General features: G+C 72.0%; 15 protein-coding genes. 11 read left to right on the top strand and 4 right to left on the bottom strand.

Annotated elements, in window-relative coordinates; genetic code table 11:
* Window positions 1-25: 25 nt before the first annotated feature.
* The 5 genes from rimO (at window position 26) to ACWCPM_RS06930 (ending at window position 4,371) form a co-directional block, all read left to right on the top strand.
* Entirely contained in the window at window positions 26-1,516 is a 1,491-nt protein-coding gene (rimO, locus tag ACWCPM_RS06950) for a 30S ribosomal protein S12 methylthiotransferase RimO (protein ID WP_450975082.1), read from the top strand.
* The gene (gene pgsA, locus ACWCPM_RS06945; protein WP_450975081.1) at window positions 1,513-2,346 is read left to right on the top strand and encodes a CDP-diacylglycerol--glycerol-3-phosphate 3-phosphatidyltransferase; all 834 of its coding nucleotides are present in this window, start codon (window positions 1,513-1,515) and stop codon (window positions 2,344-2,346) included. Before rimO ends, pgsA begins: the two co-directional genes overlap by 4 nt.
* Window positions 2,343-2,900, top strand: coding sequence for a CinA family protein (locus tag ACWCPM_RS06940; RefSeq protein ID WP_450975080.1), 558 nt, complete (start codon window positions 2,343-2,345; stop codon window positions 2,898-2,900). The genes pgsA and ACWCPM_RS06940 overlap by 4 nt, the downstream gene beginning before the upstream one ends.
* Window positions 2,901-3,009: 109 nt before the next feature.
* The gene (locus ACWCPM_RS06935; RefSeq protein WP_450975079.1) at window positions 3,010-3,390 is read left to right on the top strand and encodes a helix-turn-helix domain-containing protein; all 381 of its coding nucleotides are present in this window, start codon (window positions 3,010-3,012) and stop codon (window positions 3,388-3,390) included.
* A gap of 510 nt (window positions 3,391-3,900) precedes the next feature.
* Window positions 3,901-4,371: a Dps family protein gene (locus ACWCPM_RS06930; protein ID WP_450975078.1), complete on the top strand. Its 471-nt coding sequence runs from the start codon at window positions 3,901-3,903 to the stop codon at window positions 4,369-4,371.
* Window positions 4,372-4,858: 487 nt separating this feature from the next.
* Here ACWCPM_RS06930 and ACWCPM_RS06925 read toward each other — a convergent pair whose 3' ends face one another.
* From ACWCPM_RS06925 to ACWCPM_RS06915, 3 genes are all read right to left on the bottom strand, one after another.
* Window positions 4,859-5,623, bottom strand: a complete 765-nt coding sequence (locus ACWCPM_RS06925; protein ID WP_450975077.1) for an SDR family NAD(P)-dependent oxidoreductase — start codon at window positions 5,621-5,623, stop codon at window positions 4,859-4,861.
* Window positions 5,624-5,655: 32 nt separating this feature from the next.
* The gene (locus ACWCPM_RS06920) at window positions 5,656-6,474 is read right to left on the bottom strand and encodes an Fpg/Nei family DNA glycosylase (RefSeq protein ID WP_450975076.1); all 819 of its coding nucleotides are present in this window, start codon (window positions 6,472-6,474) and stop codon (window positions 5,656-5,658) included.
* A gap of 136 nt (window positions 6,475-6,610) precedes the next feature.
* A complete protein-coding gene (locus tag ACWCPM_RS06915) occupies window positions 6,611-11,563 on the bottom strand; it encodes an ATP-dependent helicase (protein ID WP_450975075.1) in 4,953 nt (1,650 codons plus the stop codon).
* Between the two features lie 95 nt (window positions 11,564-11,658).
* Here ACWCPM_RS06915 and ACWCPM_RS06910 point away from each other — a divergent pair, with 95 nt between their 5' ends.
* From ACWCPM_RS06910 to ACWCPM_RS06900, 3 genes are read left to right on the top strand one after another with little or no spacing between them, the layout of a single operon-like run.
* Complete coding sequence (locus ACWCPM_RS06910; protein ID WP_450975074.1) at window positions 11,659-12,615, top strand: AraC family transcriptional regulator; 957 nt, start codon at window positions 11,659-11,661, stop codon at window positions 12,613-12,615.
* Entirely contained in the window at window positions 12,522-13,244 is a 723-nt protein-coding gene (locus ACWCPM_RS06905; RefSeq protein ID WP_450975073.1) for an AzlC family ABC transporter permease, read from the top strand. Before ACWCPM_RS06910 ends, ACWCPM_RS06905 begins: the two co-directional genes overlap by 94 nt.
* Entirely contained in the window at window positions 13,241-13,549 is a 309-nt protein-coding gene (locus ACWCPM_RS06900) for an AzlD domain-containing protein (RefSeq protein ID WP_450975072.1), read from the top strand. The genes ACWCPM_RS06905 and ACWCPM_RS06900 overlap by 4 nt, the downstream gene beginning before the upstream one ends.
* 10 nt (window positions 13,550-13,559) lie before the next feature.
* On the opposite strand, the gene ACWCPM_RS06895 is transcribed toward ACWCPM_RS06900, so the two are convergent.
* On the bottom strand, window positions 13,560-14,504 hold the full coding sequence (locus ACWCPM_RS06895; RefSeq protein WP_450975071.1) for a hypothetical protein: 945 nt from the start codon (window positions 14,502-14,504) through the stop codon (window positions 13,560-13,562).
* A gap of 80 nt (window positions 14,505-14,584) precedes the next feature.
* Between ACWCPM_RS06895 and ACWCPM_RS06890 the strand changes: the two genes are divergently transcribed.
* The 3 genes from ACWCPM_RS06890 to recA all read left to right on the top strand — a co-directional run bounded on the left by ACWCPM_RS06890 (window position 14,585) and on the right by recA (window position 17,875).
* On the top strand, window positions 14,585-14,779 hold the full coding sequence (locus tag ACWCPM_RS06890; RefSeq protein ID WP_450975070.1) for a DUF3046 domain-containing protein: 195 nt from the start codon (window positions 14,585-14,587) through the stop codon (window positions 14,777-14,779).
* 162 nt (window positions 14,780-14,941) lie between these two features.
* Window positions 14,942-16,357 (top strand): AI-2E family transporter, encoded by a 1,416-nt coding sequence (locus ACWCPM_RS06885; protein ID WP_450975093.1) that lies wholly within the window; start codon window positions 14,942-14,944, stop codon window positions 16,355-16,357.
* Window positions 16,358-16,747: 390 nt separating this feature from the next.
* Window positions 16,748-17,875 carry a recombinase RecA gene (recA, locus tag ACWCPM_RS06880; protein WP_450975069.1) on the top strand — a complete coding sequence of 376 codons (1,128 nt, stop codon included), beginning with the start codon at window positions 16,748-16,750 and terminating at the stop codon, window positions 17,873-17,875.
* The last annotated feature ends 1 nt before the right edge of the window (window position 17,876 follow it).

Raw genomic sequence — 17,876 nt, 5'->3', positions numbered from 1 at the left:
GGTGGGACGAAGTAGTCTTGAGCCCATGCCTGAACGCCGTACCGTCGCACTTGTCACCCTTGGCTGCGCCCGTAACGAGGTGGACTCGGAGGAGCTCGCAGGCCGCTTGGAGGCGGACGGCTGGGAGCTCGTCGAGGACGCCGGGGACGCGGACGTCGCCGTCGTGAACACGTGCGGCTTCGTCGACGCCGCCAAGAAGGACTCCGTCGACGCCCTGCTGGAGGCCAACGACCTCAAGGGTCATGGCAGAACCCAGGCCGTCGTGGCGGTGGGCTGCATGGCCGAGCGGTACGGCAAGGAACTCGCCGAGGCTCTCCCCGAGGCCGACGGCGTGCTCGGCTTCGACGACTACACGGACATCTCCGACCGCCTGCAGACCATCCTGAACGGCGGCATCCACGCCTCGCACACCCCCCGCGACCGGCGCAAGCTGCTTCCGATCAGCCCCGCCGAGCGGCAGTCGGCGTCCGACGTGGCGCTGCCCGGACACGGTGCCCCCTCGGACCTCCCGCAGGGACTCGCCCCGGCCTCCGGCCCGCGCGCGCCGCTGCGGCGCAGGCTCGACGGCAGCCCCGTCGCCTCCGTGAAGCTGGCCTCCGGCTGCGACCGGCGCTGCACCTTCTGCGCCATCCCCTCCTTCCGCGGCTCTTTCATCTCGCGCCGCCCGAGCGACGTGCTCAACGAGACGCGGTGGCTGGCCGAGCAGGGCGTCAAGGAGATCATGCTGGTCTCCGAGAACAACACCTCCTACGGCAAGGACCTGGGCGACATCCGCCTGCTGGAGTCCCTGCTTCCCGAACTGGCGGATGTCGACGGCATCGAGCGGGTGCGCGTCAGCTACCTCCAGCCCGCCGAGATGCGGCCCGGCCTGATCGACGTGCTCACCTCGACGCCCAAGGTCGCGCCCTACTTCGACCTGTCCTTCCAGCACTCCGCGCCCGCCGTGCTGCGCGCCATGCGCCGGTTCGGCGACACGGACCGCTTCCTGGAGCTGCTCGACACCATCCGCACCAAGGCGCCGACCGCGGGCGTGCGGTCCAACTTCATCGTGGGCTTCCCCGGTGAGACCGAGGACGACCTCGCCGAGCTGGAGCGGTTCCTGAACGGCGCGCGGCTCGACGCCATCGGTGTCTTCGGCTACTCCGACGAGGAGGGCACCGAGGCCGCGACCTACGACGACAAGCTCGACCAGGACGTCGTCGCCGAGCGGCTCGCCCACATCTCGCGGCTCGCCGAGGAACTCGTCTCGCAGCGTGCCGAGGACCGCGTCGGTGAGACGCTGCACGTGCTCGTGGAATCGGTCGACGGCGAGGACGGCACCTACGGCCGAGCGGCGCACCAGGCGCCGGAGACCGACGGACAAGTGCTGCTCACCGGCGGCGGGACGCTGAGTGCCGGTCGTATGGTCGAGGCGAAGGTGGTCGGTACCGAAGGTGTCGACCTGGTGGCCGAGCCACTGGCGTTCGCCGCCACCGGCGCCGACGGCCGGGCCGGCAGTGAGGAGGCTGGCAGATGACCGGAGTACCGGCGTCCGCCGCGGGTGGCCCCGCGCAGGCGAACGGCACCGCCGCGGCCTCGAAAGGAGCCTCCTCGCAGCGCGCTTCCCTGAAGGGCTCACCGCAGGCCACGGGCGGGTTCGGCGCTGCCGCCACGGAGAGGGGTGCCTCCGGAGCGGGTGTCTCCGGGGCCGGCGCCACCGGCGCGCAGACGGGGGCGAAGCCGGCACGGGGCGGGAAGATCGCGGCCGCGGCCGTCAACCAGGCCAGCGTCTGGAACGTCGCCAACCTCCTGACCATGCTCCGGCTGCTGCTGGTCCCCGGCTTCGTCGCGCTGATGCTGGCCGACGGCGGGTACGACCCGGCCTGGCGCTCGCTCGCCTGGGCGGCGTTCGCCATCGCCATGATCACCGACCTGTTCGACGGCCACCTGGCCCGCACGTACGACCTCGTCACCGACTTCGGGAAGATCGCCGACCCCATCGCCGACAAGGCGATCATGGGTGCGGCGCTGATCTGTCTCTCCGCCCTGGGTGACCTGCCCTGGTGGGTGACGGCGGTGATCCTCGGCCGGGAACTCGGTGTCACACTGCTGCGTTTCGTGGTCATTCGCTACGGCGTCATCCCCGCCAGCCGTGGCGGAAAGCTGAAGACCCTCACCCAGGGCGTGGCCGTCGGCATGTACGTGCTGGCGCTCACCGGATGGCTGGCCACCCTGCGGTTCTGGGTGATGGGCGCCGCGGTCGTCCTGACCGTGGTGACCGGACTGGACTACGTGAGACAGGCCATGGTCCTGCGCAGGCAGGGAATCGCCGAGCGCAAGGCCGCGTTGGAGGAGACGCAAGGGTGAGTTCCCCGGCCGGCTCGCCGGCCACCGAAGTGGTGCGACTACTCACGGTGAGGGGCGAGACCGTCGCCGTCGCGGAGTCGCTGACGGGTGGACTCGTCGCGGCGGAGCTGACGGCGGTGCCCGGGGCCTCGAAGGCGTTCCGGGGGTCCGTGACGGCGTACGCGACCGAGCTCAAGCACGAGTTGCTGGGCGTCGACGCCACCCTGCTGGCTCAGCGCGGAGCAGTGGATCCGCAGGTCGCGGCCCAGATGGCGGCCGGAGTGCGCAAGGCGCTGGGCGCCGACTGGGGCATCGCCACCACCGGTGTCGCGGGTCCCGACCCCCAGGACGGTCAGCCCGTCGGAACCGTTTTCGTCGCACTGGACGGACCGTCCGGGGCCTCTGAGGGTTCTGCCAGTGGCGGAAAAGTGGAGGCCCTGAGGTTGAACGGGCGGCGGGCGGAAATTCGTATGGAGAGTGTACGGAGCGTACTCGTACTGCTTCTGAGGGAGCTGGCGAGCGAACAGACCGGGAATGAGCGGGCACAGGATACGGAACGGAACGGGGGGTTTTGATGTTTGCAGCCCTGAGTGAACACGACATCGCTCCCCGCACGGCCGCAGCGCAAGGCGGTACGGTGGGGCGTGAAGGATGCGGCTACGCGGTCCGAGGAGGGAGCCACCGATGATTCTGCTCCGTCGCCTGCTGGGTGACGTGCTGCGTCGGCAGCGCCAGCGCCAGGGCCGTACTCTGCGCGAAGTCTCCTCGTCCGCCCGAGTCTCACTCGGCTATCTCTCCGAGGTGGAGCGGGGGCAGAAGGAGGCTTCCTCCGAGCTGCTCTCCGCGATCTGCGACGCGCTGGACGTACGGATGTCCGAGCTCATGCGGGAAGTGAGCGACGAGCTCGCCCTCGCCGAGCTGGCACAGTCTGCAGCGGCCACTTCCAGCGAGCCTGTTCCCACGCCGGTTCGCCCGATGCTGGGTTCCGTGTCGGTGGCCGGTGTGCCACCGGAACGGGTGACCATCAAGGCGCCCGCCGAGGCGGTGGACGTGGTTGCCGCCTGAGCCGAGGCCCGGGTGTGCGGCACGCCGCCGCGCGGAACGGGCTCCGTGACCGTCAGGAACGTGCGAGGCCCCGGCCGGGGCTTCTCCGGGTGATCCGGGGGAGCGGTCGGGGTTTTCGCGTGTCTGGGGTGCGGGGGTGCGGGGGTGCAGAGGTGCGGGAGCGTGCGGGCTGGGGTGCGGGCGGGGCCCGTGGGGGCGGGGTGTGCGGGCTGGGGTGCGGGCGGGGTGGGTGGGTTCGGGTGCCTGGCCCGTTCCGGGGGGTGCGGGATTGTGTGCCTGGCCCGTTCCGGGGTGTGCGGGTTCGGGGTTGGCCGTTCCGGGGGTGTGTGGGTTCGGGGTTTGGCCGGGGTGGGTGGGTTCGGGCTCGGCCGATTGTGCGGGGTGGGTGGGTCCGGTGTGGTGTGGTTGTTCCTCTTGGGGAGTGCTTTACGTTCCGTTTGGGTGCGTTTGCCGGTCCGGGTCGGCGCGGTCATCGTGGAGGGAGTGACGGGGCCAGTCAACGGAGGTGCGATGTACGTCGTGAAAAGTCCGCTGTCGGACGCGGACCTGAAGACCGTCGCCGAGGCGCTGCAGGGCGCCCTCGTCGATCTGATCGACCTCTCCCTCGTGGCCAAGCAGGTCCACTGGAACGTGGTCGGCCCCCGCTTCCGCAGCGTGCACCTTCAACTCGACGACGTGGTGACCAGCGCGCGTACCCACTCCGACACGGTGGCCGAACGTTCCTCGGCCCTCGGTGTCTCACCCGACGGCCGTGCCTCGACGGTGGCCGTGGGCAGTGGGATCGCGGCGACCGCCGGCGGCTGGATCCGGGACGCGGAAGCGGTCGGCGTGCTCGTGGACGCGCTGGGCGCGGTGATCGGGCGGATGCGTGAGCGGGTGGTGGCCACCGAGGCCCCGGATCCCGTCTCGCAGGACATCCTGATCGGGATCACCGCGGATCTGGAGAAGCACCACTGGATGTTCCAGGCCGAGAACGGGTGACGAGCGCCGGCGCCGACGAGCGTCCGCGTCGACGCGTGCTCGCCGTCGTTGCCAAGCACCTGCGGACGGCTGCTGTGGACGGACGCTGGGCGGCTGACCTGGCCTGATCGCCGGTCGGCACTGCGCCCGGTCGGCGGAGATCGCGTGGATGTGCGCCCCTGTGCCGCTGGTGCGCCCTCCCGTGGCGCGAGGGCACGCGACTAGCGTCGTCGGCGTCGCCCCGGAGACGAGGACGGCGTTCATGGCGCCGAGCTGGAGGTGACGGCCATGGCGGGGCGAATAGTGCGCTGGGGGGCCGTACTGGGGCTCGGCGTGGTGTGGTGGTGGGCCGTGCTGCGACTGGTGACGGCGCCCGACGCGGGGGCGCTGGAGGGGGCGGTCGTGGCCGGGGGGTGGGGGCTGAGCCTGCTGCCGGTGCACTGCGTGCCCGGGGGGCGTGCGGCAGGCTCACTCGGGGCGGCGTTGTGGCGGGTGACCCGGGGGGTCACTACCAGGGCATTGCCACGCCCCCGTTCGGACGCAGGATCTGGCCCGTCGTGAAGGACGAGGCGTCCGAGGCCAGGTAAAGGACGGCGTGAGCGACGTCCTCGGCTTCACCGACCCTGCCCAGTGGGGACATCCGCGCCATCAGTGATTCCGTGTGCGCCTGGGCCGTGCTGTCGTGGCGGTCGGTCATCGGCGTGCGTATCCAGCCCGGTGCGACCGCGTTCACCCGGATGCCGTAGCGGCCCATCTCGGTGGCGAGCGTCTTCGTCAGCTGTACGACGGCCGCCTTGGCGGCGCCGTAGCAGAGCAGGCCGGGGCCGCCGGTGTCCACGGCCCCGGACGCCATGGTGATGATGCTGCCCCTGACGTCTTGGGCCAGCATCACGCGGGCGGCTTCCTGGCAGGCGTGGAGGACGCCTTTGAAGTTGACGTCCAGCACCCGGTCGAGGTCCTCGTCGCGGGTCTCCAGGACCGGGCTGCTGTGCATGATCCCGGCGATCGCGGCCAGCACGTCAAGGCGCCCGCAGGACTCGACGGCCTGTCTGACCTGGGCGCGGTCGGTCACGTCGAGCTGGTGGGTGTGCGCGGTGCCGCCCTGGTCCTTGATCAGGGCGGCCGTCTCGTGCAGCCCGGTGGCGTCGCGGTCCGCGCAGTGCACGACGGCGCCCGCCCGCGCCAGCAGGATCGCCGAGGCGCGGCCGATGCCGCCCGCGGCGCCGGTGAGGAACGCGGTGCGTCCGGTGAGGTCGTATGCCTGTACGGCCATACGGGGACGGTACGAGTATTTCTGACGGTCCGTCAATTACCTTGACGTCTGCCCGGGGTCGGGGCCGGGCCCGTCTGGCATCGGGGGCACCAGTAGGTGGGGCGTTCGCGGGAGCCGTCGCCCTGGTCGGCGACCCTGATGGAGGTGCGGCAGCGCAGACAGGGGCGGGGTGCGCGGCCGTAGACGAACAGGTCTTGACCGCGACGGCCTGTCGTACTGCGGACGGGGCGGTCGCGGTTGGCCTCCAGGAGCCTCTTCGCGAGAGCCGGGAGCTTGGCGGCGCGGTCGGCGGGGAGCGCGCCGACCGGGAGCCAGGGGGTGGCGCCGAGCAGGAAGCAGAGCTCGCTCTTGTAGACGTTGCCGATGCCGGCGAGATTGCGCTGGTCCAGGAGCGCCTCGCCGAGGGGGCGCGCGGCGTCGCCGAGGAGGTTGGCCAGGGCTTGGTCCGGGTCCCAGTCCGGGCCCAGGAGATCCGGCCCGAGGTGGCCGACGACCTGGCCCTCGTCGCTGGTGCGGAGCAGTTCGAGGACGGGGAGTCGGTAGCCGACGGCGGTGTGGTCGGGGTTGCCGAGGATCGCGCGGATCTGGTGTGCGGGGCCGCCGGTCCAGCGTGTGTCTGCGGCGAACACCTTCCAGGTGCCGTCCATCCTGAGGTGCGAGTGGAGGGTGAGGCCGCCTTCTATGCGGGTGAGGAGGTGTTTGCCGCGGGGGGTGATGTCGAGGACGGCGCGGCCGGTGAGGTCGGCTGTGGCGTACCGGGGGACCCGCAGGTCGGAGACGGTCAGGATCTTGCCGGCGAGGGCGGTGTGCAGTCGTCTCGCGGCTTGCCAGACCGTGTCTCCTTCGGGCATGGATTCAGGGTGGCATGTTCTGGTGGGGGGAGTGTGCTTGGAGTGCTGGTGCTGGTGCTGGTGCTGGTGCTGGTGCTGGTGCTGGGGCGGGGGCGGGGGCGGGGGCGGGGGCGTCGGTGTGGGTCTGGGTGTGGGGTCACGCCCGTAGGCGCAGGCCTCTCGGGGTGGCGATGAAGCCTGCCCCTTCCAGGAGGGTGCCCACGGGGGACGTCAGGGCTGCGGTGCCGTTGATGCGTTCCACGGTGACCGTGCCCAGGGATCCCGCGCGGGCGGCCGTGGCGAGGGCTTCTGCGGCGTCGGTCAGGCGGGGGTCGTCGGTGGGGGCGGCGTCGTGGTCTGTGGGCCAGGCCAGCAGGGTCTTGCCGCCCCGCTCCATGTAGAGGGCGGGTTCGCCGTCGACCAGGACGATCAGAGAGCCCGCCTTGCGGCCCGGCTTGTGGCCGGCGCCGGTCGGGGGCTCGGGCCAGGGGAGGGCGGCGCCGTACGCGTTCGCCGGGTCGGCGGCGGCGAGGACGACCGCGCGGGAAGCGGCGCCGGGGCGGTCGCGGCGTGCGGGGGAGCCCGGGGTGTGAGGGGAGCGCCCACCGTTCTGCCAGGTGGGCGTGCGGGCGGCTGCGGCGTGGTCCCTCGGCGACACGTACTCGCCTGGCACGGGATGGGCGAGCGGGGCCTCGCCGTCGGGGGTGTCGTACGCCTCGTCGCCCTGGTAGGCGTGGTCGTCGAAGGGGCCGAGGGCGTCGGCGGGGGAGAAGAAGCCGTCGGGGGCGCCGCCGAAGGCGCTCCCCGGGGAGCCGTCGCCGTGCGGCGAGCCGCTTCCGAAGGCCGGGTCGGGCGGGGCTTCGCCCCGGTCGCGTGCGTGGGCGACGGCGCGGAGACGGTCGACCGCGCCGTCCATCGCGAACTGGGCGGCGCCGAGGCCCTCCACCACATAGCCGCGCCGGGCCTGACCGCTGTCCTCGAAGGCGGACAGGATGCGGTACGTCGCGGAGAAGCCGCCCTCGACGCCTTCTGCCGCCACCGCGCCCCGGGTGACCACACCGTGCCGGTCGAGCAGGGTGCGGGCCAGCGCATGCGCGCGGACGGTGGCGTCGGGCTCCTGGGCCGGCAGCAGGGACCAGCGGCCGGCGACCGTGGGCGGGCCGCTGCGGGACGCCGTGCGGGCGGCGGCGGTCAGTGAACCGTAGCGGCCGCGTGGAACCGTTCGTCTGGCGCGGTGGGCTGTGGAGCCCGCGGTGCGGCCCGAGCCGAGCACGGAGCGCAACGGGGACAGCGTGTCGTTGGTCAGCCTGCCGGACCAGGCCAGGTCCCAAAGAGCGTCGGCCAGTTGGGGGTCGGTGGCCTCGGGGTGCGTGGTGGCGCGGACCTGGTCGGCGATCTGGCGGAAGAACAGTCCGTAACCCCCCGAGAGGGTGGTCAGCACGGACTCGTGGAGGGCCGTCAGCTCCAGGGGATGCGGGGGCGGCAGCAGCAAAGGGGCCGCGTCCGCCATGTACAGGGACACCCAGCCGTCCTTGCCCGGAAGGGAACCCGCACCGGCCCACACCACCTCGCCCGCGGCCGTGAGCTCGTCGAGCATGGCAGGCGTGTAGTCGGCGACGCGGGAGGGCAGGACCAGCTTCTCCAGGGCGGAGGCGGGTACCGAGGCTCCCTGCAACTGCTCGATGGCGCGCACCAGTCCGTCGAGGCCCCGCAGTGAGTGTCCCCTGCCGATGTGCTGCCACTGCGGGAGGAACTGGGCCAGCGCCGGAGGCGGCACCGGCTCCAGCTCGTGCCGCAGGGCGGCCAGGGAGCGGCGGCGCAGCCGGCGCAGGACCCCGGCGTCGCACCACTCCTGGCCGATGCCGGCCGGGTGGAACTCGCCCTGTACGACCTTCCCGGACGCGCCGAGCCGCTGGAGGGCGCCCTCGGTGACCGCCACGCCCAGGCCGAACCGGGCGGCGGCCGTGGCGGACGTGAACGGACCGTGGGTGCGGGCGTGGCGGGCGAGGAGGTCGCCGAGCGGGTCCTTCACCGGCTCCGTGAAGGCTTCCGGGACGCCGACCGGCAGCGCCGTGCCGAGCGCGTCGCGCAGACGGCCCGCGTCCTCGATCGCCGCCCAGTGGCCGGCGCCGGCGATACGGACCCGGATCGCGCGGCGGGCCCGGGACAGCTCTTCGGCCCACTGCGGGTCGGCGCCCCGCTCGGCCAGCTCGGCGGCGGTCAGCGGGCCGAGGAGACGGAGCAGGTCGGCGACGCCTTCGGCGTCCTTGACGCGACGGTCCTCGGTGAGCCACTGGAGCTCCCGCTCCAGCTCCGTCAGCACCTCCGCGTCGAGCAGCTCGCGCAACTCGGCCTGGCCGAGCAGCTCGGCGAGCAGGCGCGAGTCCAGCGACAGCGCGGCCGCACGGCGCTCGGCGAGCGGCGAGTCCCCCTCGTACAGGAACTGGGCGACGTAGCCGAAGAGGAGGGAGCGGGCGAAGGGGGACGGTTCCGGGGTGGTGACCTCGACCAGGCGGACCTTGCGGGACTCCAGGTCGCCCATCAGCTCGACCAGGCCAGGGACGTCGAAGACGTCCTGGAGGCATTCGCGGACCGCCTCCAGGACGATCGGGAACGAACCGAACTCCCCTGCGACCTGGAGCAGTTGCGAGGCGCGCTGGCGTTGCTGCCACAAGGGCGTGCGCTTGCCGGGGCTGCGGCGGGGCAGCAGCAGCGCGCGGGCGGCGCATTCGCGGAAACGGGACGCGAACAGGGCTGATCCGCCGACCTGGTCGGTGACGACTTGGTCGACCTCGCCCTTGTCGAAGACCACGTCCGCGGCGCCCACGGGGGCCTGCTCCGCGTCGTACTCGGCGCCCGGCTTCACCGGCTCCTGGTCCAGCAGGTCCAGGCCCATGAGGTCGGCGTCGGGAAGGCGCAGCACGATGCCGTCGTCGGCGTGCATGACCTGGGCGTCCATGCCGTAGCGCTCGGAGAGGCGGGCGCCGAGCGCGAGCGCCCACGGGGCGTGCACCTGGGCGCCGAAGGGGGAGTGGACGACGACGCGCCAGTCGCCGAGTTCGTCGCGGAAGCGTTCGACGACGATGGTGCGGTCGTCGGGGACGTGACCGCATGCCTGGCGCTGTTCGTCGAGGTAGGACAGCACGTTGTCGGCGGCCCAGGCGTCCAGGCCCGCGGCGAGCAGGCGCAGACGGGCGTCCTCCGTGCCGAGGGAGCCGACCTCGCGCAGGAAGGCGCCGACCGCGCGGCCCAGTTCGAGCGGGCGGCCGAGCTGGTCGCCCTTCCAGAACGGGAGGCGCCCCGGGACGCCGGGGGCCGGGGAGACCAGCACCCGGTCGCGGGTGATGTCCTCGATGCGCCAGGAGCTGGTGCCGAGCGTGAAGACGTCCCCGACGCGTGACTCGTAGACCATCTCCTCGTCGAGCTCGCCGACCCGGCCACCGCCCTTCTTCGGGTCGGCGCCGGCCAGGAAGACGCCGAAGAGGCCGCGGTCGGGGATGGTGCCGCCGGAGGTGACGGCGAGGCGCTGCGCGCCGGGGCGGCCGGTGACGGCGCCCGTGACGCGGTCCCACACCACGCGCGGGCGCAGCTCCGCGAACGCGTCGGACGGGTAGCGGCCGGCCAGCATGTCGAGGACCGCGGTGAACGCCGACTCGGGGAGCGAGGCGAAGGGGGCGGCCCGGCGGACCGTGGCGAGCAGGTCGTCCACCTGCCATGTGTCCATCGACGTCATCGCGACGAGCTGCTGGGCCAGGACGTCGAGGGGATTGGCGGGGACCCTCAGGGACTCGATCGCGCCGGTGCGCATCCGCTCGGTGACCACCGCCGCCTGGACCAGGTCGCCGCGGTACTTCGGGAAGACCACGCCTGTCGAGACCGCGCCGACCTGGTGCCCGGCGCGGCCGACCCGCTGAAGGCCGGAGGCCACCGACGGTGGGGACTCGACCTGGACGACGAGGTCCACGGCGCCCATGTCGATGCCGAGCTCGAGACTGGACGTGGCGACGACGGCCGGGAGCCGGCCCGCCTTCAGGTCCTCCTCGACCAGGGAGCGCTGCTCTTTGGAGACCGAGCCGTGGTGGGCACGGGCGATGACGGGCGGGGCGCCCTGGGCGGCCCCGGAGCCGCCCATGAGCTCCGCAGGTGAGTGGTGCTCCCCCAGGGACTCGCCCGTCGCCCGCTCGTACGCGATCTCGTTGAGCCGGTTGCACAGGCGCTCGGCGAGCCGGCGGGAGTTCGCGAAGACGATGGTGGAGCGGTGGGACTGGACGAGGTCGGCGATGCGCTCCTCGACATGCGGCCAGATGGACGGGCGGTCGCCACCCTCGGTGCCGCCGTCGGTGGCCGGGGAGCCGCCCAACTCGCCCATGTCCTCCACCGGGACCACGACGGAGAGGTCGAACTCCTTACCGGACTTCGGTTGGACGATCTCCACCTTGCGCTGCGGGGAGAGGAAGCGGGCGATCTCGTCGACCGGGCGGACGGTGGCGGAGAGGCCGATGCGGCGAGCCGGCTTCGGCAGCAGCTCGTCCAGACGCTCCAGGGAGAGGGCGAGGTGGGCGCCGCGCTTGGTGCCGGCGACGGCGTGCACCTCGTCGAGAATCACCGTCTCCACGCCGGTCAGGGCCTCGCGGGCGGCTGACGTGAGCATCAGGAACAGGGACTCGGGGGTGGTGATCAGGATGTCCGGTGGGCGGGTGGACAGGGCCCTGCGCTCCGCGGCCGGGGTGTCGCCGGAGCGGATGCCCACCCGCACGTCGGGCTCCGGCAGGCCGAGGCGGACGGACTCCTGGCGGATGCCGGTGAGGGGGCTGCGGAGGTTGCGCTCCACGTCGACGGCCAGGGCCTTGAGCGGTGAGACGTAGAGGACCCGGCAGCGCTTCTTGGGGTCGGCGGGGTGGGGGGTGGAGGTGAGCTGGTCGAGGGCGGCGAGGAAGGCGGCCAGGGTCTTGCCCGAGCCGGTGGGGGCCACGACCAGGACGTCCGAGCCCTCACCGATGGCCTGCCACGCGCCGGCCTGGGCGGCGGTGGGCGCGGAAAAGGCCCCCGTGAACCAGCCGCGGGTCGCGGGGGAGAAGCCCTCCAGGGCTCGGTGCGTGGAGCTCGCCATGCGTCCATCCTGCACCTCGGCACTGACAACGGGGCTGAGCTGGGGGTTTGGTCCGAGGGCGCGATCCGCCGGGAGCCGTGGCGGAGAATGAGGGCATGACCTCGGGTGGTGAGCGTGCGCGGCACTGGCGGTACCCGGAGCTGCCCGGTGTGGATCTGCTGCAGGCCCGGTACGTGCGGAAGACCTTTGTGCGGCACACGCACGAGCACTTCGTGATCGCGGCGATCGCGGACGGGGTGGAGGTCTTCCATCATGGAGGGGGCGATCAGTACGCGGGGGCAGGGGCGCTGGCGTTGGTCAATCCCGACACTCCGCACACCGGGCGGGCGGGGGTGCCCGAGGGGTGGCGTTACGGAGCTGTCTACCCCTCGCCCGGCCTGGTGGCGGAGATCGCCGCCGAGACGACGGTGATCCGTGGGACGCCCGGGTTCGTGCGGCCCGTGCTGGAGGACCCGTACGCGGTGGGACTGGTGCACCAGGTGCTGCGCGCCGCCGACGAGGGGAACGCCCTCGCCGCCGACACACTCCTGCGGGTCGCGGTGACCCGGCTGCTGCGGGCGAACGGAGGGGCGGTGCCGCAGCGCGAGGTCCGGACGGCGGGGGCGCGCGTCGCCGCACGCGCGCGGGAGGTGCTGGAGGTGCGGATGGCCGAGCCGCCGAGTCTGGAGAGGCTCGCGGAGGAACTGGGCACGGGTCCGTTCGCCTTGCTGCGTGCCTTCCGGGAGTCGTACGGCATGCCGCCCCACACCTGGCTGACCGATGCCCGGGTGCGGCGTGCCCGGCGCCTGCTGGACGGGGGGACGGCGCCCGCGGAGGTCGCCGCGCTGGTCGGATTCACGGACCAGCCGCATCTGAACCGGCACTTCAGCCGGATCGTGGGTGTGCCGCCGGGGGCCTACCAGCGGGAGCGCAAGAACGTACAAGACGCGGCTCGGCGGCCGCGCCTACCGTCCGACGCGTGGCAGATCAGACAGCTCTCGCAGACATACAAGCCGACGGAAGGCCGGATGCCGCCGTCGTACGGGACGCCCTCGGCGTCGGAGTCGCCGTAGGACTGTCGGGGTTCGCCTTCGGGGTGACCTCGGCCGGCAGCGGGCTCACCCTGTGGCAGACATGTGCGCTCAGTCTGCTGGTGTTCACCGGCGCCTCCCAGTTCGCGCTGGTGGGGGCGCTCGCCGCGGGCGGGAATCCGTTCACCGCGGCTGCGGGTGCCTTCTTCCTGGGCGTGCGCAACGCCTTCTACGGGCTGCGTCTGTCGCAGTTGCTGGCCCTCCCGCGCGCGGTGCGCCCGTTCGCCGCGCAGTGGGTGATCGACGAGACGGCGGCGGTCGCCTTGGCGCAGCCCACGCGGCGCAGCGTCCGGATCGGGTTCACGGTGACGGGGCTCACCCTGTATGTGCTGTGGAACCTGACCACGCTGCTCGGGGCGCTGGGGGCGGAGGCCCTCGGCGACACCGCCGCATGGGGGCTCGACGCGGCCGGGCCTGCGGTCTTCCTGGCGCTGCTCGCGCCGATGCTGACGAGCGGGACCGAGCGGGTCGTCGCCGGGCTCGCGGTGCTTCTGGGACTCGGACTGCTGCCGGTGCTGCCCGCGGGCCTTCCGGTGCTGGTGGCCGCGCTGGCCGCGCCGGTGGTGCTGTGGGCGAGTGGGCGCCGTGCCGGACGGGAGGAGAGCCGGTGAACGTCTGGATGGCGATCGGTGTGACCGCCGTCAGCTGCTACGCCGTGAAACTCGCCGGTCTGCTGGTGCCGGCCGGCGTGCTGGAGCGGCCTCTCGTCAAGCGGCTCGCCGCGCTGCTGCCCGTCGCCCTGCTCGCCGCCCTCACCGCGCAGCAGACGTTCGCCGACGGTCGGGTGCTGGTGCTGGACGCCCGGGCCGCGGGGGTCGCCGCGGCTGCCGTGGCGCTGATCCTGCGAGCACCCTTCCTGCTGGTCGTCGCGGCGGCCGTGGTGGTGACGGCAGGGGTGCGGGCGCTCGGTGGCTGACGAACCGGGGTCAGCCGATGGCGCGGCCGTAGGACCTGAGCGTGCGCAGGGCCTGGATCGTCACCAGGGGGCGTGCCTCCAGCGCGGGTGCGGGGGCCCACCGGCGCCATCTGATCGGCCAGCCGCCGTCCTGCTGCTGCTCCCCCGCCAGGAAGTCCAGGGAACGTTCCATCTCGTCGTCGGTGAACCACGCGCGCGCGAGGGAGTGCGGCGTCCTCGCGTAGTCGTGCGGGAAGTGGTGCTCGCCGGGCGCGTACCCGGGAGCGACGGGAAAGTCGTCCAGGTGGCCGGGATCGAGGGCGGCGAGGCGCTGTGCGCGGACCACGCGCCCCAGACGGTCGGCGGCCGCCTGCGCGCGCGGGCGGTCGGGCGCCGAGTCCAGGAAGGTCACCGCCGCCTGGATCTCGTAGGGATGGGACCGTTCCAGGGACTCGACGGCCTGCCAGCAGAAGTCCGTGGCCCGGAACAGCCAGGCGTGCCACACCTCGTTGCGGTGCAGGACGCCCACCACCGGCCCGGTGGCGAGGAGTTCGCTGGGCGGGTCGTCGACGACGGGCACGAAGGGGGCCGTCGGATAGCCGCGCTGACTGGGATGCACCGCCGGCAGGGCGCCGTCCGGAGTCGAGACCGAGGTCAGATAGCGGCACACCCGCTCCACGCGCTGGCCGCCGCAGCGCCCGATCGCGTCCAGCGCGTGCAGGGCGTGCGCGGTGTGCAGGGGCTGGCTGACCGGACCGCGCAGATCGGGTTCCAGGGCGTGGCCGTATCCGCCGTCCTGGTTGAGGTAGGCGTCCAGTGCCGTCTCCACCGGGTCGGCGCCGCCGTGGAGGAAGTGGTACGCGAAGAGGCGCTGCTCCAGCACGCGCGCGGTGAGCCAGACGAACTGCTCGGCGCGGAACAGCGGGGAGTGCGCCGGGGGCGTCGGGGGGAGTGGTGAAGCTCCTGTTTCGGCCATGGCTCAGACCGTAGGACGGAAAGCGGTCTCGGCAGGCGCTCCCGGCTCGGGCCCACTCTCAGGGGCGGGATACTGATGTCATGAGGTTGACGGTCTTCTGGGAGCGGATGGCGGAGCACTTCGGCACGGGATACGCCGAGACCTTCGCGCGTGATCACGTGATGTCGGAGCTCGGCGAACGTACCGTGCACCAGGCGCTCGACTCCGGCTGGGAGGCCAAGGAAGTGTGGCGTGTGGTCTGCGTGGTCATGAACGTCCCGCAGGAAAGGCGCTGACCGGTCAGGAAGATCACAGGACGTCACCCGATTGTCCGTGGCGTGAGTGAGACTTGCATCGTGGCAGACGAGACAGGACAGGCAGCCCCGCACACCTCCCCCTCCGGCATGACGCCGCCGGTCCGGCCCCCGGCCGGCGGTCGCGTCACGCCCGGGGGGCGCATGCCGCGTTGGCTGCCGCGCGCCATGGTGCTGGCGCTCGCCCTGGTCGCCGTGTTCCAGTTGGGCAGTTGGGCCTTCCACCAGCTCACCGGCCTGCTGATCAACATCCTGATCGCGTTCTTCCTCGCTCTCGCCATCGAACCCGCCGTGAGCTGGATGGCCTCGCGCGGAACGCGCCGGGGGCTGGGCGCCGCTCTGGTCTTCCTCGCCGTGATGATCGTCTCGGCGGGCTTCGTCACCCTGCTCGGCTCGATGCTCGCGGGCCAGATCATCACGATGGTCGAGGGTTTCCCGGACTACCTCGACTCCGTCATCAACTGGATCAACGCCCACTTCAAGACCGAGTTGAGACGCGTGGACATCCAGGAGGGCGTGCTCCGCTCCGACTGGCTGCGCAACTACGTGCAGAACAGCGCGACCGGTGTCCTCGACGTGTCCGCGCAGGTCCTGGGCGGCCTGTTCCAGCTGCTGACGATTACCCTGTTCGCCTTCTACTTCGCCGCCGACGGTCCGAGGCTGCGCCGCGCGCTCTGCTCCGTGCTGCCGCCCGCCCGGCAGGCCGAGGTGCTGCGCGCGTGGGAGATCGCCGTCAACAAGACCGGCGGATATCTGTACTCACGCGGTCTGATGGCGCTCATCTCGGGAGTGGCGCACTACATCTTGCTGGAGAGCCTCGGCGTTCCGTACGCGCCCGTGCTGGCCGTCTGGGTGGGGCTGGTGTCGCAGTTCATCCCCACCATCGGTACGTATCTCGCGGGCGCCCTGCCCATGTTGATCGCCTTCACGGTCGATCCTTGGTACGCGCTGTGGGTGCTGATCTTCGTCGTGATCTACCAGCAGTTCGAGAACTACGTGCTGCAGCCCAAGCTGACCTCCAAGACCGTCGACATCCACCCTGCGGTCGCCTTCGGGTCGGTCGTCGCGGGTACCGCCCTGCTCGGGGCCGTCGGCGCGCTGATCGCCATCCCGGCGGTCGCCACGCTCCAGGCGTTCCTCGGTGCGTACGTGAAGCGGTACGACGTCACCGACGACCCTCGGGTGCACGGGCACCGGAGGAATGCCCCGGGGACGGGGCTGGTCACCCGCGCGCGACGGGTGTGGGGGCGGCAGCGGGTCGCGGAGCCCGGGGAGCCGGGGGGACGGGCGGATGGGGGTGCGGGTGTCTCGGGGAACTCGGGCGGTTCACCGACCTCGGGCGGTTCCGGGACCTCGCTGGATTCGGGGGGCTCGGGTGGCTCGGGTGGCACGTGGGGTTCGGGCGTCTCGCGGGATGCAGGTGGCTCGGGGGGCTCTGGCGCCTCGCGGGAACCGGATGCCGCAGAGGGTTCGGGTGGCTCGGGGGCCTCGCGGGATGCGGGTGCTTCGGGTGCTTCGGGTGCTTCGGGGGAAGGCTCCGCGGACGACGAGCGTTCGTAGCCGCGGCCCCGGGGCGACAGCGGTGAGGCCCTGGAGCGACAGCCGTGAGGCCCCGGGGCGGACAGCCGTGAGCAGGGCCCCATCCACGCCTCGGACCCTGGCGGACGTGCTCCGGGCCCTGCCGCAGCAGGGCGGTGGGGAGGAAACCCGGGCCCGGTGTCAGCGCGCGGTCGTAGTCTCGGAGGTGCCGAGTGGCGAGCTTGACACGAAAATCGAACATCCATTCTTATGGAGGCTCCGGTGAGGCTCTCGGCGAGGATTTCCACAGGTATTTGACACAGAAGTGCCCGAGTTATCCACAGGCCGGACCGGCGTCGGGGCGCATTGTCAGTGGCAGGCGTTAGCGTCTTTGACGTGAAGCGATCGACTCAAGCAAACCGGGTGGAACCCATGGCAGGAACCGACCGCGAGAAGGCCCTCGAAGCCGCGCTCGCACAGATTGAACGGCAATTCGGCAAGGGCGCGGTCATGCGCATGGGCGACCGGACGAAGGAGCCCATCGAGGTCATCTCGACCGGGTCGACCGCGCTCGACGTGGCCCTCGGCGTGGGCGGCCTGCCGCGCGGCCGAGTCGTGGAGATCTACGGCCCGGAGTCCTCGGGCAAGACGACCCTGACCCTGCACGCGGTGGCGAACGCGCAGAAGGCCGGCGGTCAGGTCGCCTTCGTGGACGCGGAGCACGCCCTCGACCCCGAGTACGCGCAGAAGCTCGGCGTCGACATCGACAACCTGATCCTCTCCCAGCCGGACAACGGCGAGCAGGCCCTGGAGATCGTGGACATGCTGGTCCGCTCCGGTGCTCTCGACCTCATCGTCATCGACTCCGTCGCCGCCCTCGTCCCGCGCGCGGAGATCGAGGGCGAGATGGGCGACAGCCACGTGGGTCTGCAGGCCCGTCTGATGAGCCAGGCCCTGCGGAAGATCACCAGCGCGCTCAACCAGTCCAAGACCACCGCGATCTTCATCAACCAGCTGCGCGAGAAGATCGGTGTGATGTTCGGCTCTCCGGAGACCACGACCGGTGGCCGCGCACTGAAGTTCTACGCCTCGGTGCGACTCGACATCCGTCGCATCGAGACCCTGAAGGACGGCACGGACGCGGTCGGCAACCGCACCCGCGTCAAGGTCGTCAAGAACAAGGTCGCGCCGCCCTTCAAGCAGGCCGAGTTCGACATCCTCTACGGCCAGGGCATCAGCCGCGAGGGCGGCCTGATCGACATGGGTGTGGAGCACGGCTTCGTCCGCAAGGCAGGCGCCTGGTACACGTACGAGGGCGACCAGCTCGGCCAGGGCAAGGAGAACGCGCGCAACTTCCTGAAGGACAACCCCGACCTGGCCAACGAGATCGAGAAGAAGATCAAGGAGAAGCTGGGCGTGGGCGTGCGGCCGGAACAGCCGACGGCTGAGCCGGGCACGGACGCCGCGGTCTCCGCCCCCGCGGACGACCCGGCCAAGGCGGCGCCGGCCTCACCGGCGGCGAAGACCGCCAAGACCAAGGCCGCGGCTGCCAAGAGCTGAC

The sequence above is a fragment of the Streptomyces sp. NPDC002309 genome, from assembly GCF_053593375.1.
The sequence above is the reverse complement of the archived record's forward strand: the minus strand, read 5'-3'. Positions and strand labels throughout refer to the sequence as shown.